The organism is Pseudomonas sp. RA_5y_Pfl1_P24 (assembly GCF_963970945.1).
GTDB lineage: Bacteria > Pseudomonadota > Gammaproteobacteria > Pseudomonadales > Pseudomonadaceae > Aquipseudomonas > Aquipseudomonas tritici.
The window spans coordinates 161,701-175,995 of the sequence record NZ_CAXAOJ010000013.1; the positions used below are offsets into that span (position 1 = coordinate 161,701).

Here is a 14,295-nt window from a genome sequence, read left to right on the forward strand (position 1 = left end):
TCCAAATCAGAAAATGTATGAGGACACCGTTTTGCGCTCGACCGAAGTTGTGATCATTGGCGCCGGCGCCGCAGGCTTGATGTGCGCACTGACCGCCGCCGGGCGTGGGCGCAAGGTGATGCTGATCGACCATGCGAACAAGGCCGGCAAAAAGATCCTGATGTCCGGCGGTGGCCGCTGCAATTTCACCAATATGTACACCGAGCCGGCCAATTTCCTTTCGCACAACGCGCACTTCTGCAAGTCCGCCCTGGCGCGCTACACCCAGTGGGATTTTATCGGCCTGGTGGCCAAGCACGGCGTGCCGTACCACGAGAAAAAGCTCGGCCAGCTGTTCTGCGATAACAAGTCCAGCGACATTCTCGGGATGCTGCTGGACGAGTGCATCCAGACCGGTGTGAGCATGCACCTGGACACGTCGATCCAGGAGATCGCCAAAGTCGACAATGGTTACCAGTTGCAGACCACGCTGGGTGAGCTGCGCTGCGAGTCTTTGGTGATTGCCACGGGCGGCTTGTCGATTCCAACCCTCGGCGCGACCGGTTTCGGCTATCAAGTCGCCAAGCAATTCGGTCATGAGCTGCTACCGACCCGCGCCGGGCTTGTGCCGTTCACCATCACCGACCAGCTCAAGGACTTGTGCGCAGAGCTGTCCGGCACCTCGGTGGATTGCCTGGTCAGCTGCAACGACCAGAGCTTTCGCGAGAACATCCTGTTTACCCACCGCGGCCTGAGCGGGCCGGCGATTCTGCAGATTTCCTCTTACTGGGAGTCCGGCGACACGGTGGAGATCAACCTGCTGCCTGACCACGACGCCCACAGTTGGCTGCAACAGCAACAGACCGAGCGCCCTAACAGCGAGCTGAAAACCCTGCTGGGCGAGATCTTCACCAAGAAGATGGCCAACCTGCTGGCAGAGACCTGGTTTGTGTCCAAGCCGATGAAGCAGTACACCCACGCCGAGATTGCCGATATCGCGCAAAAGCTCGGCAGTTGGCAACTGGTGCCGGCGGGCACCGAGGGCTATCGCACGGCCGAAGTGACGTTGGGTGGGGTGGACACGCGGGAAGTGTCTTCCAAGACCATGGAGTCGCTGAAAAGCCCTGGCTTGTACTTTATTGGTGAAGTGTTGGATGTGACCGGTCACCTGGGTGGCTTTAACTTCCAGTGGGCGTGGGCCTCAGGTTACGCGGCCGCACAATATGCCTGACACAATGCGGTAAAACATGTGGTGTGCCAGTGAATAATTTGCTGTCAGATGTGATCACCACCCTTGCCGTGGCGTCATTACTGGCTCAATTTAACGGCATCGTCCCGGAAGACTCCAGCCTTCATGTCATCGACCTCGTTCAAGCAGTCCATGCGGCGCCTGTGGGCGCTGGATAAATTCAGCTACAGCATTCGGGTGTTCATCGCCCTCACCGGCAGCATGGCGTTGTGCTGGTATCAGGATGAAATGACGCTGCTTATCCCGCTGTTCCTGGGGATTATCGCCAGCGCCCTGGCCGAGACCGACGACAGTTGGCAGGGCCGCCTCAACGCCCTGGCAGTGACGCTGGTGTGTTTCAGCATTGCCGCGCTGTCGGTGGAACTGCTGTTCCCTTATCCCTGGATTTTCGCGATCTCCCTGGCCCTGGCCACCTTCTGCCTGACCATGCTCGGCGCCTTGGGCGAACGTTATGGCGCGATTGCCTCGGCGACATTGATTTTGTCGGTGTACACCATGATCGGTGTGGACCAACGCGGTGGCGCCGTCTCCGATTTCTGGCACGAGCCGCTGCTGCTGGTGGCCGGGGCCGCCTGGTACGGCGTGCTGTCAGTCCTGTGGCAGGCGCTGTTTTCCAACCAGCCGGTGCAGCAGAGCCTGGCACGGCTGTTTCGCGAACTGGGGCGTTACCTCAAGCTCAAGTCGTCACTGTTTGAACCGATTCGCCAGTTGGATGTAGAGGCGCGACGCCTGGAACTGGCCCAGCAAAACGGCCGGGTGGTGGCGGCGCTCAATGCGGCGAAGGAAATCATCCTGCACCGCGTGGGCAATGGCCGCCCAGGCTCGAAAGTCAGCCGTTACCTGAAGCTGTACTTCCTCGCCCAGGACATCCACGAACGCGCCAGCTCATCCCACTACCCTTACAACGCGCTGGCCGAAGCCTTCTTCCACAGTGATGTGCTGTTCCGTTGCCAGCGCCTGCTGCGCCAACAGGGCAAGGCCTGTCAGGCCCTCGCCGAGTCGATCCAACTGCGCCAACCGTTCATCTATGACGACAGCTTCGCCGAAGCGCTGGGCGACTTGAATGCGTCGCTGGAACACCTGCGCATCCAGAGCAACCCGGCCTGGCGCGGCCTGCTGCGGTCGTTGCGCGCCCTCGCGGCCAACCTGTCCACACTCGACCGCCTGCTGGGCGACGCCAGTAACCCCGACAGGCTGGCTGATGCCACCGACAGCAACCTGCTAGACCGTGCGCCGCGCAACCTCAAGGAAATGTGGACGCGGTTGCGCACCCAACTCACGCCGACATCACTGCTGTTCCGCCATGCCTTGCGCCTGTCCCTGGCGTTGACCATTGGGTACGGCACCCTGCATGCCATCCACGCCTCCCAAGGCTACTGGATCATCCTCACCACGCTCTTCGTGTGCCAGCCCAACTACGGCGCGACACGGCGCAAGCTCGGCCAACGGATCATCGGCACCGCCATCGGCCTCACTGTGGCCTGGGCACTGTTCGACCTGTTCCCGAGCCCCCTGGTGCAGTCGATGTTCGCCATCGCCGCCGGCCTGGTGTTCTTTATCAACCGTACTACCCGCTACACGCTGGCCACGGCCGCCATCACCCTGATGGTGCTGTTCTGCTTCAACCAGGTGGGTGATGGTTACGGGCTATTCCTGCCACGCCTGTTCGATACCTTGCTCGGCAGCTTGATTGCGGGCCTGGCGGTATTCCTGTTCCTGCCGGACTGGCAGGGCCGACGCCTGAACAAGGTGCTGGCCAACACACTGACCTGCAACAGCATCTACCTGCGCCAGATCATGCAGCAATACGCCGCCGGCAAGCGCGACGACCTGGCCTACCGCCTGGCCCGTCGCAATGCGCACAACGCCGATGCGGCGCTGTCCACCACCTTGGCGAACATGCTGATGGAGCCGGGGCACTTCCGGAAGGAGGCGGACGTGGGTTTCCGCTTCCTGGTGCTATCGCACACCTTGCTCAGTTACTTGTCAGGGCTGGGCGCGCATCGCGAAACACAGTTGCCGGCCGAGGTGCGCGAACACCTGATCGACGGCGCCGGTAATACCTTGGCGGCGAGCATCGATGAAATCGCTACAGCGCTGGCGAACAAACAGCCGATTGCGATTCAAAGCGATGCCGAGGAAGCGTTGGCGGCCGATCTGGAGCAGATGCAGGATGAGATTGATGAAGGGCAGCGGTTGGTGCAGACGCAGTTGGCGTTGATTTGTCGGCAGTTGGGGCCGCTGCGCACGTTGGCGGCGCATCTGATCAAAGACACCAGCGCGGCCTAGACCGCTTTCGCGGGCTTGCTCGCGAAGAGGGCTGCAAGAGCCCTACATCCCATGCTGCTTCATCAATCGTGCATAACTCCCATCCGCCTTCATCCTGGCAATTTCCCGATCAAAGCTGGCGACAATCTGCGCATGCTCAGGGTTTTTCAGGCTGACCAGAATATGCAGGCTGTTTTGACTCAGCGGCTTGGGTAAAAACTCCACCGCATCGCGCACCCGTGCCGACTCCCGGGAAAGGTAAAAACGTGCCACATATTCATCCTCCACGGTCATCCGAACCCGCTGCGCCGCGAGCATGCGCACGGCCATGGCGAAGTTATGCACAGGGACTTTGTGCAACTGCGCGTCCCCATCGAACGCCGCCGAATAAACATACCCGCGCACCACTGCGATGGGATAGTCGTGCAGCTGCTCAAGGTTCTGGAAATCGATAGGGTCGTCGCGGCGCTTGATGAAACGCACGCGGTTGAGCAGGTACTCGCCGGAGAACTGCCCCAGTTGAGTGCGGGCATCGTCGTACCAGGCGTTGACCAGCACGTCGTAGCGCCCATCGCCCACGCCCAACAACGCACGGGCCCATGGCACCTGTTCAAAATCACTGGCATACCCCGCACGGGCCAACGCGGTGCTGACGATATCGGTGGCAAGCCCGCCGTTGATCAACGTGGCGTCAGTAAAAGGTGGCCACGCATCCGCTACCAGGCGCAAACGCTGTGCAAAGGCCGGCTGGGCCAGCAACAACACTCCAATCAAAGCAACGGCACGAGAGAATCGCGGCATGCTCAAGTCCTAGGCAGGCAGGCGGTGGCCTTAGCTCAGGCAGCGCCTGAGGCTCTAACAGTAGCTCAGATTACACAAAGAAACCGGCGCCGAGCGCACTCAATGATGGCAATTTGATTTCACTCACAAAAATAACGAATTTAGACACACACGGCGGTCGCGCTTACTATCCGGAACAGACATTTATAAGAGAACACGTCATGACAGTTGAATGGGTCTGCAAACATCACGACGACTTGGGCAAGGAGCAGCTTTACGCCATCTTGCGCTTGCGCAACGAGGTCTTTGTCGTGGAGCAAAAATGCCTTTACCAGGATATCGACGGGCAGGACTTGTCGGGCGACACCCACCACCTGATGGCCTGGCAGGATGATCAACTCGTGGCGTACCTGCGCCTGCTGGACCCGGAGTCCCAGGGCGGCGATGTGGTAATCGGCCGAGTGATTGTGGCGCCCGTGGCGCGCGGCACCGGGCTGGGGCATCGGATGATGGAAGAGACGCTAGAGCGGATTGCCGATATATGGCCGCAGACGCCGATGTTTCTGTCAGCCCAGGCGCATTTGCAGGGGTACTACGAGCGGTATGGGTTCGTGGTGGCGGGTGAGGAGTATTTGGAAGATGACATTCCACATATTGGAATGCGCCGCGCTTGATGGCCTCATCGCGAGCAAGCCCGCTCCCATATTTGACCGGGTACTACCTTTGGAATGCGGTCGAATGTGTGGGCTTGCTCGCGAAGGCGTCAGCCCAGACAGCGCCGACCTTCAGGGATACCCCAACACCTGCTTGATCACCGCCAGATTCTCCTCGATCCAAACCCGATCAATCGCCCCCCAGTTGCGAACCCGATAGTGCCCCGCATGATTGCGCGCACCGTCCTCCTGCTCGAACTCACACACGATATCCAGGTCGGCCAACGCCGCAATCGTATCCTGCGCCGTGCGCCGGGGCATGCCGGTGGCGTCGGTCAGCGCCGGGACGTTGCTCGCCTGCCCACTGTCGATCAGGTAGGCCACATACAGGCGGCGGTAAAAACTGCTCTTGGTCTTGCTCACATCCATCGTCGGTCGCCTTGTGCGGTCAGGGTTTGCCCTGCAGGTCGCGGTACGTGAGGTAGACCCGCAGGTCGAATTCCACCTGGTGGTAGCCCGGCATCATGTACTCACAGAGTTTGTAGAACGCCTTGTTGTGTTCCGATTCCTTGAAGTGGGCCAGTTCGTGTACCACGATCATGCGCAGGAACTCTGGCGCGGCCTCCTTGAACAGCGCAGCAATGCGGATCTCTTTCTTGGATTTCAAATTGCCGCCCTGCACCCGCGAGATCGTGGTGTGCAGGCCGAGAGCGCGATGAGTCAGGTCCAGGCGGTTATCGAACAACACTTTGTCGATGGCCGGCGCATTACGCAGGTGTTCCTGCTTCAAGGCCAACGCGTAGGCGTACAGGGCCTTGTCGCTCTGCACGGCGTGGCGTTCAGGGTAACGTTGCTCCAAGTAAGCACCCAACTGGTCCTTGGCGATCAGCTGGCGCACTTGCTCTTGGAGAGCTGTGGGATAAGCCTGGAGGTACTTCAACGCGGTCATTGGGTCTGCAACAGGGTTCGGATGGGCGCCAGTGTAGCGAATTCAGCGCACGCGGGCGCGCGACCAGTTGGCGACTTCCTCGGCCATCAATGGCTGCGCGGCCAATGGGCCCTGGATAAACGCGCACCCATTGGCCTTGAGCCATTGAGCCTGTTCTTGGGTTTCTACGCCTTCGGCGATCACCAGCACATCGAAATGCCCGCATAGCTCGATAATGCTACGGGCCATCACCGCATCCCGTGCGGAGCCCGGCAAGCGCGCGACCAATTGCGGGTCGAGCTTGAGGGTGTCGAACGCTAAATCGCGAAGATGCGCCAGGGAACAGTTGCCTAAACCAAAATCGTCCAGCGCAGTGCGCACACCAAGCTGGCGCAGCAACTTCAGTTGCTTGGTCGACTCTTCCAGGTTACTCATCAGGCTTTCTTCGCTGATTTCCACCTCCAGCTGGCGCCCCTGCAACCCATGTCGATCGAGTACCTGCTGCAGTTGGGTCGCCAGGTTGGGCATATTGAACTGGTTACTGCTCAGGCTCACGCTCAGCACCAGCTCATCATCAAAGCTGGCTTGCCATGCCTGACGCTGGGCGGCGACCTGCTGGTAAATCCAGGCGCTCAGTTGGCTGATCAACCGCGCTTCTTCCAGCAACGGCAAGAACAACCCAGGCGGCACATCGCCAACACTCGGATGCTGCCAGCGCAACAGTGCTTCGACACCGCGCAAACGCCCGTCATCCAGGGACACCTGAGGCTGATACACCAAGATGAAATCCTTGTTGTGTATCGCCGTGCGCACGCTGTCTTCCAGCATCAGGCGCGAACGGGCGCGGCCGTTCATTTCCTGGTCGTAATAGCGATACTGCTGACGGCCCGCACGCTTGGCCTCGTACATGGCGATGTCGGCGGCGCGCATCAGGCCATTCAAGTCCGAGCCGCAATCCGGGAAAGTAGCGATACCAATACTGACGCCGAGCATCACGTCCAGGCCGTCCACCTGATGGCAGATCGACACGCGCTCGATCAGTTTTTCCGCAATCTTCGCCGCCTGTTCTGGGAATTCCAACTCCAGCAGCGCGGTGAACTCATCGCCGCCCATGCGCCCGAGAATGTCGTAGGAGCGCAGGCAACCCTGCAATTGCTCCGACACCCAACGCAGTACCCGGTCGCCTGCGTCATGCCCCAGGGAGTCGTTGACCCGTTTGAAGCCATCCAGGTCCAGGTACAGCAACACCAGGGCCTGGTCAGTTCGCTCGCTGCGCAGCAGGGTGTTCTCCACTGCCTGGTGGAAGCCGCGCCGGTTCAGCAGCCCGGTCAACGGATCCGTAACGGCCTGGAACTCCAGTTGCTGATGCAGGTGACGAACCTCGGACATGTCCAGCACCGTCACTACCATCGCCTTCTGCTCGGCGGGCAACGGCGCGCAAGACAACGCCACCGGCACCTGCTGGCCACGATTGGTACGCAGGAGCGCATCGTGCAGGCGCCAGCTGTCACTCTGGCGGTACGCGGCATACATCAGCGAGTCCGGCCAGGTCGGCACATGAGGTTTTTGCAGGAACCCCAGGAATTCCTGGCCCTGCAGTTCGTCCATCGTGGCATTGAGCAAGCGTGATATCGCCGGGTTGGCGTACTCGATCACGCCCTCCTCACTCACCACAAGGATGCCTTCGGCGGCGTTATCCAACACCGAGGCATTAAAGGCGCGAGCGGACTCCAAATCATGACTCAGGCGCTGTAAGGCCCGGCGATTGCGCTGATGCTCCAGCAACGCCTGGACCTTGGGCTTGAGCATATGCGGGTCGAAGGGTTTGAACAGGTAATCGATGGCGCCACTGGCGTAGCCCTCCAGCACTGCGGCGGGAGATTGGGCGTTGGCACTGAGGAAGATGATCGGCGTCATCTGCGTACGCTGGCTGCCGCGCATCAAGCGGGCCACTTCAAAGCCGTCCATGCCGGGCATCATCACATCCAGCAACACCAGGTCGACTTCGTGCGCCAGCAACAACTCCAACGCCTCTACGCCGGAGCTCGCAGTGACGACCTTCCAATCGTCACGCTGCAAAAGTGCACGCATGCTGATCAGGTTTTCCGGATAGTCATCGACCACCAAGAGAACCGAACTGCCATCGCCGTGGTGTGGAGCGCATTCCATGCTACGAATCTTCCTTAGGAGCTGCTCCGGTCACTTCTGGGAAAAAACCCGGACAAACAATGAGGCCTCACTCTATCCTCGGTTCCGAAAAATCAGAAGTAACCGCAGTGCCATCATTGCGCCAATTTTCAGGAAGCCGACTAACGGTCAGTGTCTGGAGCCCGCGAGTCATGGGAGACATGGCTTTTTGACGCTTGGTTGACGCCAATAAATCGCCAAAAATATTTAACAAGACGGTTAACACCACCTATAAAGAACCTGTCTGGCCCAAGTGCCATAGCCTACACCTCTCCGTAAAAAGGCCTACGCAATGATTGACCTTTCCACCTGGAACCTCAGCATTCCTGTCGGCTCCCCGCCTGCGACCATCGAAACCTCCAAACTGATGAGCGGATTCAAGGACCAATATTTCCAGGCCGAAGGCAGCAGCGTGCAATTCTGGACACCCGTGACCGGTACCCGCACCGAAAACGCCGTTTACCCGCGCAGCGAATTGCGCGAAACCTACGCGGACGGGCGCCTGCGCAACTGGACCTATCCGGAAGCGGACAACTTTCTGCGCGCCACCCTGGCCGTCAATCAGGTACCGTCCACCGGCAAAATCGTGATCGGGCAGATCCATGCCTATGACAGCCAGAAACCGCTGATCAAGTTGGAGTACCAATTCAAGGAAAAAACCCAGACCGGCAACATCGTCGCCAAGGTGCGCATGCGCCCGGATGAAGGTGAAAGTCGGGTGATTACCGTCGCGTCGAATGTGCCGCTGGAGAAGAGCTTTACCTATGTGATCAACCTCAACAAAGCCGGGCTGCTAAGTGTGTATGCGGCGGATGGAGAGTGGAATGAACGCATTGGTGCGGCGTGGGGGTCAAAGCCGTTGTACTTCAAGGCCGGGGCGTACGTGCAGGACAACAGTGGGAATACCAAGGAAGGCGCGCGGGTGACGTTTGCTAAATTGGATATTGATCACGAGTAAGCATCGACTCCTGTCTTGTAGGCCTAGTCCTAACGAGCCCACAGATCATTCGCACTCTTGAATACGCCAACGATTCGTGTGGGAGCCGGGCTTGCCCGCGATGGCGGTGTATCAGCCGACATCCTCAGAGACTGACACGCCGCCATCGCGGGCAGCCTTGCTCTTAATCGACAGCGACGCCCCGTTGCGGGACCGCCATTCCTGCTTGCGAGAACGTCTCAACGCCGTCCTCGAACACCTCAACCTGATGGCCTGCTCCTGCCTGCCGGACTTTGGCAAACGCGACCTGAACAACGTAGCCAATACGGCGCGCATTCTGGTGCAGGACGTGAGTGATGTATTCCGGGTGATCGAGCACCGAAGCTTCGATACAGCTGACGCCGCTTTATAAAGTCCATCCGAAAAAAAGCCCGCATCGCTACGGGCTTCTTTTTAAATGCTTAAGGCTTAGTTCACCTTAGCGTTCAACTCACCTTTCAAATACCGCTGATACATCGCCTCCAACGAAACCGGCTTGATCTTCGAAGCATTACCGGCGGTACCAAACGCTTCATAACGCGCGATACACACGCGGTTACAGGGGCAAGGGTAAACACAAGCTGAAGTTGTATATCAACGCTCAAATTACATATGTGACATTTGATATCCTCGACTAAAGTGTCGGATTGAGCACCCCGAAAGGAAAAAATTGAACCACAACGACAACGAAACTCCAGGCCAATATGCAACTGGATATTACAAACTTGTATATGAATCAGCATTTTTATAAATCAACGGTGGAGCGAGATGTAGGAACTACCAATCAGAATCATCCGACAACCGCCTATAAAAATACACAAAAATTCAACTGAAAAAAATCACACTCCAAGAATTGAAGTTGACAATCACAATGACCCCTCATACGGTTTAATCGCATCGCACATCCGCGAATGCAATAACGCTGAGGAACTATATATGAAACGTGTAATTATAGAACCGACACTTATCAATCAGTCAAACGACGCGTACCAAACCCCTCACTTTTCAATTAAGACAATCACTGTACCCAGGTACACATTCATTCCCAACTATGGGGAGCGCATTGTCGCGACCTCTAGTAGTAGAAAGTTAGCAGTCAAATAACAATGTACCGCCTGGGCTTCGGCTCAGGCTGCCACTAAAAATGAACCTCACTACTGGATGGTCACGCGGGTATGTGCAATGCGAAAAAAAAATGGCTCTCGAACGACATATTTCTTATGCTTAAAGATGGCGCGGCTTACTTGTGGGACTATAAAAATCACGTCCAATACCAAATAAGTACTAGAGAATTTGAGCGGCTCGTAAGTTTTTCCGCAGGCGATTTCGTATCGGATACAGCTGATGACATATCCATAGACACATCCGGGCTCCTATATGAAGCAAAACCAACTGATGAATGGGGTTGGGACGTGCTATCCAAAATATTCCATACCGGGACATCTCACCCCAACCCTCCAACCCCAGACAAGCCTGAAATGTACAGCGAATATGCTAAAAGTTACTTAAATTTCTGCAAATCAATTCATAAGAGCGAACCAAATATCTCTTTAATAAAAGGAGGCAAAAGAACGTTATTGCCAGCTCCAAACATCTCAGCCATTAAAGAAGCTAGCCTTTGGGAAACTCTTTTAGCACGTCATACCTGCCGAGATTTTTTTGATACTTCAGTATCTATATCATCACTGGCAACCATATTGTATGGAACGTTGGCGGATAAAAAAGAGACCGATTACGACGCTCCGGTCGGAACACAAAAATTTGGTTTCAGAAGGACGTCCCCCTCAGCCGGAGGTTTACAGGCGACGGAGGGTTATGTATGGGTACGCAATGTCGAAGATCTTGCACCCGGCATTTATCATTATATAAGTGAACAGCATACTCTTGAGAAGGTAAACGACCTTCCGCCTGAAGTAATATCTACTTATTTATGCGGCCAACACTGGGCAAATAACTTAGCATTCGCAATATTTTTCACCTCGCGCTTTGACAAGCTTTGGTGGAAATACCCACACTCTCGTGCCTATCGCCCAATGCTGCTGGACGTAGGACACCTGTCACAAACCGCAAATTTATTGATCACAGCGCTTGGATTACATCCTTGGTTGACCGGCTACTTTCATGACAAAGAGATAAATGAGCTCTTAAAGGTCAACGTCCCCTCGGAACACGTCATTTTTTTGGTGGGCGCGGGACACGGAACGGGTAGTTCATACACTACAGAAGTCAGAGCGCTGCTAGACGGAATCTGATGAGAGGACTGAGCATGGTCAGCGTAGACAATAATGACATTGTCATTCTAGGCTTTAAAGATGGACATGACGGGGCGGTAGCCCTAATTATTGGTGACCACTTGGAGTTTTCTGTAGAGGCAGAAAAGGATAATGGTCTTCGTTATTCAAGCGTGACACCAGATGCACTTTTGAAAATTCTTCACATGGTTAACAAACCGCTCGACATAGTAGCTCAGAGTGGGTGGCGTAAAGGACCAAGCACAGAAAGTGCAACTATTGGTGCAGGTTATTCGGGACTAGAAAAGATCATCTATCAAAAACGTTCCATATTTGGTCACGACATTACTTATTTTTCATCCTCCCATGAGCGCTCACACCTTTTATGCGGATACGGACTTTCACCCTTTCCACAAGGACAACCCTGTTACGCATTACTTTGGGAAGGCCACTTCGGCGCATTCTATCGAATCGATGAAAACGTAAATATTACCAAACTAGGTAGTGCACTTGAAAACCCTGGGGACAGATTTGCTTTTTTGTATGCGCTCGCAGATCCGACTTTTAATCTGGGAGCGGGACAAATTCGCTTAAGTGATGCAGGTAAACTCATGGCACTGGCTGCTTATGGAGAAAAGGATGATATTGATGAGGACGCCAGACACATAATAGCGACATTACTCGACAAGAACATGGACTTTAGAACGTTTCACAAACGCCAGTTTCACAACAACATATACTACAATATTGGATTTGATGACCCCAGACTAGCATCACTTGCACACCACCTTTCAAACGCAATTTTCAATCTATTTCGTGATTTTGCACAGCAACTAGTCTTTGATAAAGCACCTCTGTTAATTGTTGGTGGATGCGGATTAAATTGTGACTGGAACTCCAAATGGAAAGAGACACAACTATTTTCTGACGTATTTATTCCTCCGTGCACAAACGACAGCGGATCTGCAATTGGAACTGCGATTGATGCACTATTACATACTAAAGGACTTGCCAAGATAACGTGGTCACCCTATGCAGGTGAGCTATCACAGACTGATACAGATAACACAGGCACCTTCATTAGTGAGCCCTACGATATGCGACATGTAGCACAATTGCTTCATGAAGGCTGCATATTAGGTTGGGTACAAGGCAGATATGAAATGGGCCCTAGAGCCTTGGGAAATCGCTCAATATTAGCGGCGCCCTGGCCTAGAAAAAATCTCGATAGATTGAACAAAATCAAGAAGCGCGAGGGTTTTCGTCCTATTGCGCCAATTTGTTTAGAAGAATGCATGGATGAATACTTCTACCCGTCTAACCCTTCACCTTTCATGCTGGAATTCCGCAAAGTCATTTCAGCTAAAATTCCGGCGGTTACGCATGTTGATAACTCAGCGCGTCCTCAATCAGTCAACAAATCGCAGAATCTTCGTATGCATCAGTTGCTAACCGCTTATCGTGACGTGTCAGGAGTTGGCGTACTGTGCAACACCTCCCTAAATTTTAACGGACGCGGTTTTATAAATAGATTGAGCGACCTGCATCGCTTCGCCAGCGAGCATGATCTTGACGGATTCGTCGTTGAAGACAGCCTTTTTCTAAATTCAGATCGACACAATGAAAACATCAAGTAAACTTATTTATGTGCAGGCGCTATCCAGTCTTTCACTATGGCTTGATCTTTTTTTGATCTTCACGGTTCCCGTCTATTTATGGCACGCCTCTCCTTCCTCGATAGCATTTCTGGCTTTTTGCCTGGGCGCCCCAATGTTGTTGCTGGGTCCTATTGTAGGAACGCTTATAGATCGACATGACGTAAGAAAAACGCTGGCATTTGGCGCCTTACTCCGCGCGATATCTACTGTAGCGCTCGCAGTATCTCCAGATTTTCAATTTTTCTTGTTTTTCGTTATTTCGAAAGGGATATCAAATTTATTTTATTTCCCTTCGATAACCGTTATGGTTCGGCAACTGGTACTTACTGAAGAACGTAAATCATTTTTCAGCCAAATCAGTGTATATGATCAATCCTCCAAAATTTTCGCACCGCTACTGGCAGGTATGTTAACAATACTATTGCCACCTAAAGACCTATTCTTTTTATCGGCCGCCGCCGTTTTTTTAACCTTTCCGCTCCTAAGGTCCATTTGCCAAGTATTCCGAACGCACGTTAACGACTCCTCTATAAAACCCCTACCGTTCTATCGTGACATAGCCAGGGGATTCGCTATATTTAACGCATTGCCGTTTCAACTACGCATTGGTTTTTTGTACTCCCTACTCACTTCGCTGGCGTTAGGAGTTTACGACCCGCATGTGGCATCCTTTCTAGCCCATGAAGGTTTACCTCCGGTTAATTTTTCAGTAATCGTCTGCGCAACAGCCGCAGGAGCGATAGTTGCCGCACTGCTGATGAAGTTAAAATTAAGCAATGTTGATGAGATTTTACTTCGGTCGAATGCATTAGTTGTGTTCTCTGCCGCGTTAATCCTGACTGCGGCCTTAGTATTTTTCCAAATACCTGGAAGAGCCTATCTCTATCCGGTAGTTTGGTTTATGAATGGCTTCGGCTACGAGACGTTGATAATTTCTTCGAACATAATCCTTCAACAATTATGCCCTTCTGACAATATTGGAAGGGTCTCCATGTCCTTCAGAAGCATCCAAATGCTGTGTGTTATCACCGGGCCATCTTTAGGAACACTGCTAATAATCGCAGGTGGCCGCCCAGCGCCTTTTGTTGTGGCTGCATGCCTGGCATTTTTAACTGCATCAGTGTCAATTGCAGTCTATTTATATTTTAAGAAAAAACAGGCGCCCAACCCTATTGGCTAGTGCCCTGCGGGCAGCGTCTAAGATCCATTATCTCTCAGTGAACCACCGCTCATTCAAATTTGCCCAAGCAAATTTCAACCCATCGAGTAGGAGGCGGATTCACATCCGCCGTCCTCTCACACCACCGTACGTACGGTTCCGTATACGGCGGTTCAGGTTATACGGTTAAGTCGGTTTATCGTGTCCAGTATCGAGACCAGGCCGAG

At 54.3% G+C, this 14,295-nt stretch carries 12 protein-coding genes and 1 pseudogene; 8 read left to right on the forward strand and 5 right to left on the reverse strand.

Features of this window, described 5'->3' with window-relative positions; translation table 11 throughout:
- Positions 1-31: 31 nt before the first annotated feature.
- A complete protein-coding gene (locus tag AACY30_RS21700) occupies positions 32-1,210 on the forward strand; it encodes an NAD(P)/FAD-dependent oxidoreductase (RefSeq protein WP_339415317.1) in 1,179 nt (392 codons plus the stop codon).
- 123 nt (positions 1,211-1,333) lie between these two features.
- Positions 1,334-3,517 (forward strand): YccS family putative transporter, encoded by a 2,184-nt coding sequence (yccS, locus tag AACY30_RS21705; protein ID WP_339469726.1) that lies wholly within the window; start codon positions 1,334-1,336, stop codon positions 3,515-3,517.
- A 42-nt stretch (positions 3,518-3,559) separates the two neighbouring features.
- Here the strand turns inward: yccS and AACY30_RS21710 are convergent, their stop codons facing one another.
- Positions 3,560-4,297: a substrate-binding periplasmic protein gene (locus AACY30_RS21710; RefSeq protein WP_339469725.1), complete on the reverse strand. Its 738-nt coding sequence runs from the start codon at positions 4,295-4,297 to the stop codon at positions 3,560-3,562.
- A gap of 200 nt (positions 4,298-4,497) precedes the next feature.
- On the opposite strand from AACY30_RS21710, the gene AACY30_RS21715 reads away from it, so the two are divergent.
- Positions 4,498-4,950 (forward strand): GNAT family N-acetyltransferase, encoded by a 453-nt coding sequence (locus AACY30_RS21715; protein ID WP_339541121.1) that lies wholly within the window; start codon positions 4,498-4,500, stop codon positions 4,948-4,950.
- A gap of 111 nt (positions 4,951-5,061) precedes the next feature.
- On the opposite strand, the gene AACY30_RS21720 is transcribed toward AACY30_RS21715, so the two are convergent.
- The 3 genes from AACY30_RS21720 to AACY30_RS21730 are packed head-to-tail and all read right to left on the reverse strand — an operon-like array spanning position 5,062 to position 8,026.
- Positions 5,062-5,358 carry a winged helix-turn-helix domain-containing protein gene (locus AACY30_RS21720; protein WP_339469724.1) on the reverse strand — a complete coding sequence of 99 codons (297 nt, stop codon included), beginning with the start codon at positions 5,356-5,358 and terminating at the stop codon, positions 5,062-5,064.
- Between the two features lie 19 nt (positions 5,359-5,377).
- Complete coding sequence (locus AACY30_RS21725) at positions 5,378-5,878, reverse strand: M48 metallopeptidase family protein (RefSeq protein ID WP_339469723.1); 501 nt, start codon at positions 5,876-5,878, stop codon at positions 5,378-5,380.
- A gap of 42 nt (positions 5,879-5,920) precedes the next feature.
- Complete coding sequence (locus AACY30_RS21730; protein ID WP_339541122.1) at positions 5,921-8,026, reverse strand: putative bifunctional diguanylate cyclase/phosphodiesterase; 2,106 nt, start codon at positions 8,024-8,026, stop codon at positions 5,921-5,923.
- Between the two features lie 310 nt (positions 8,027-8,336).
- On the opposite strand from AACY30_RS21730, the gene AACY30_RS21735 reads away from it, so the two are divergent.
- Together AACY30_RS21735 and AACY30_RS21740 are read left to right on the forward strand one after the other, a co-directional pair.
- The gene (locus AACY30_RS21735) at positions 8,337-9,002 is read left to right on the forward strand and encodes a polysaccharide lyase family 7 protein (protein ID WP_339469721.1); all 666 of its coding nucleotides are present in this window, start codon (positions 8,337-8,339) and stop codon (positions 9,000-9,002) included.
- 100 nt (positions 9,003-9,102) lie between these two features.
- Positions 9,103-9,393 carry a fructose-bisphosphate aldolase gene (locus AACY30_RS21740; RefSeq protein WP_339541129.1) on the forward strand — a complete coding sequence of 97 codons (291 nt, stop codon included), beginning with the start codon at positions 9,103-9,105 and terminating at the stop codon, positions 9,391-9,393.
- Between the two features lie 56 nt (positions 9,394-9,449).
- Here the strand turns inward: AACY30_RS21740 and AACY30_RS21745 are convergent.
- Positions 9,450-9,572, reverse strand: a pseudogene (locus tag AACY30_RS21745) (fructose-1,6-bisphosphate aldolase); the annotation flags it as partial.
- Positions 9,573-10,195: 623 nt separating this feature from the next.
- Here AACY30_RS21745 and AACY30_RS21750 point away from each other — a divergent pair.
- Genes AACY30_RS21750 through AACY30_RS21760 form a run of 3 tightly spaced genes read left to right on the forward strand, consistent with a single transcriptional unit; the run spans position 10,196 to position 14,089 of the window.
- Positions 10,196-11,272 (forward strand): SagB family peptide dehydrogenase, encoded by a 1,077-nt coding sequence (locus AACY30_RS21750; protein WP_339541123.1) that lies wholly within the window; start codon positions 10,196-10,198, stop codon positions 11,270-11,272.
- A gap of 14 nt (positions 11,273-11,286) precedes the next feature.
- Positions 11,287-12,888: a carbamoyltransferase C-terminal domain-containing protein gene (locus AACY30_RS21755; RefSeq protein WP_339541124.1), complete on the forward strand. Its 1,602-nt coding sequence runs from the start codon at positions 11,287-11,289 to the stop codon at positions 12,886-12,888.
- Positions 12,872-14,089: an MFS transporter gene (locus tag AACY30_RS21760; RefSeq protein ID WP_339469718.1), complete on the forward strand. Its 1,218-nt coding sequence runs from the start codon at positions 12,872-12,874 to the stop codon at positions 14,087-14,089. The genes AACY30_RS21755 and AACY30_RS21760 overlap by 17 nt, the downstream gene beginning before the upstream one ends.
- Positions 14,090-14,295: the final 206 nt, after the last annotated feature.

Excerpts from the sequence above, each read along its gene's own strand:
- yccS (WP_339469726.1), top strand. The coding sequence starts at position 1,334 with ATGTCATCGACCTCGTTCAAGCAGTCCATGCGGCGCCTGTGGGCGCTG.
- AACY30_RS21710 (WP_339469725.1), bottom strand. The coding sequence starts at position 4,297 with ATGCCGCGATTCTCTCGTGCCGTTGCTTTGATTGGAGTGTTGTTGCTG.
- AACY30_RS21715 (WP_339541121.1), top strand. The coding sequence starts at position 4,498 with ATGACAGTTGAATGGGTCTGCAAACATCACGACGACTTGGGCAAGGAG.
- AACY30_RS21720 (WP_339469724.1), bottom strand. The coding sequence starts at position 5,358 with ATGGATGTGAGCAAGACCAAGAGCAGTTTTTACCGCCGCCTGTATGTG.
- AACY30_RS21725 (WP_339469723.1), bottom strand. The coding sequence starts at position 5,878 with ATGACCGCGTTGAAGTACCTCCAGGCTTATCCCACAGCTCTCCAAGAG.
- AACY30_RS21730 (WP_339541122.1), bottom strand. The coding sequence starts at position 8,026 with ATGGAATGCGCTCCACACCACGGCGATGGCAGTTCGGTTCTCTTGGTG.
- AACY30_RS21735 (WP_339469721.1), top strand. The coding sequence starts at position 8,337 with ATGATTGACCTTTCCACCTGGAACCTCAGCATTCCTGTCGGCTCCCCG.
- AACY30_RS21740 (WP_339541129.1), top strand. The coding sequence starts at position 9,103 with ATGGCGGTGTATCAGCCGACATCCTCAGAGACTGACACGCCGCCATCG.
- AACY30_RS21750 (WP_339541123.1), top strand. The coding sequence starts at position 10,196 with ATGTGCAATGCGAAAAAAAAATGGCTCTCGAACGACATATTTCTTATG.
- AACY30_RS21755 (WP_339541124.1), top strand. The coding sequence starts at position 11,287 with ATGGTCAGCGTAGACAATAATGACATTGTCATTCTAGGCTTTAAAGAT.
- AACY30_RS21760 (WP_339469718.1), top strand. The coding sequence starts at position 12,872 with ATGAAAACATCAAGTAAACTTATTTATGTGCAGGCGCTATCCAGTCTT.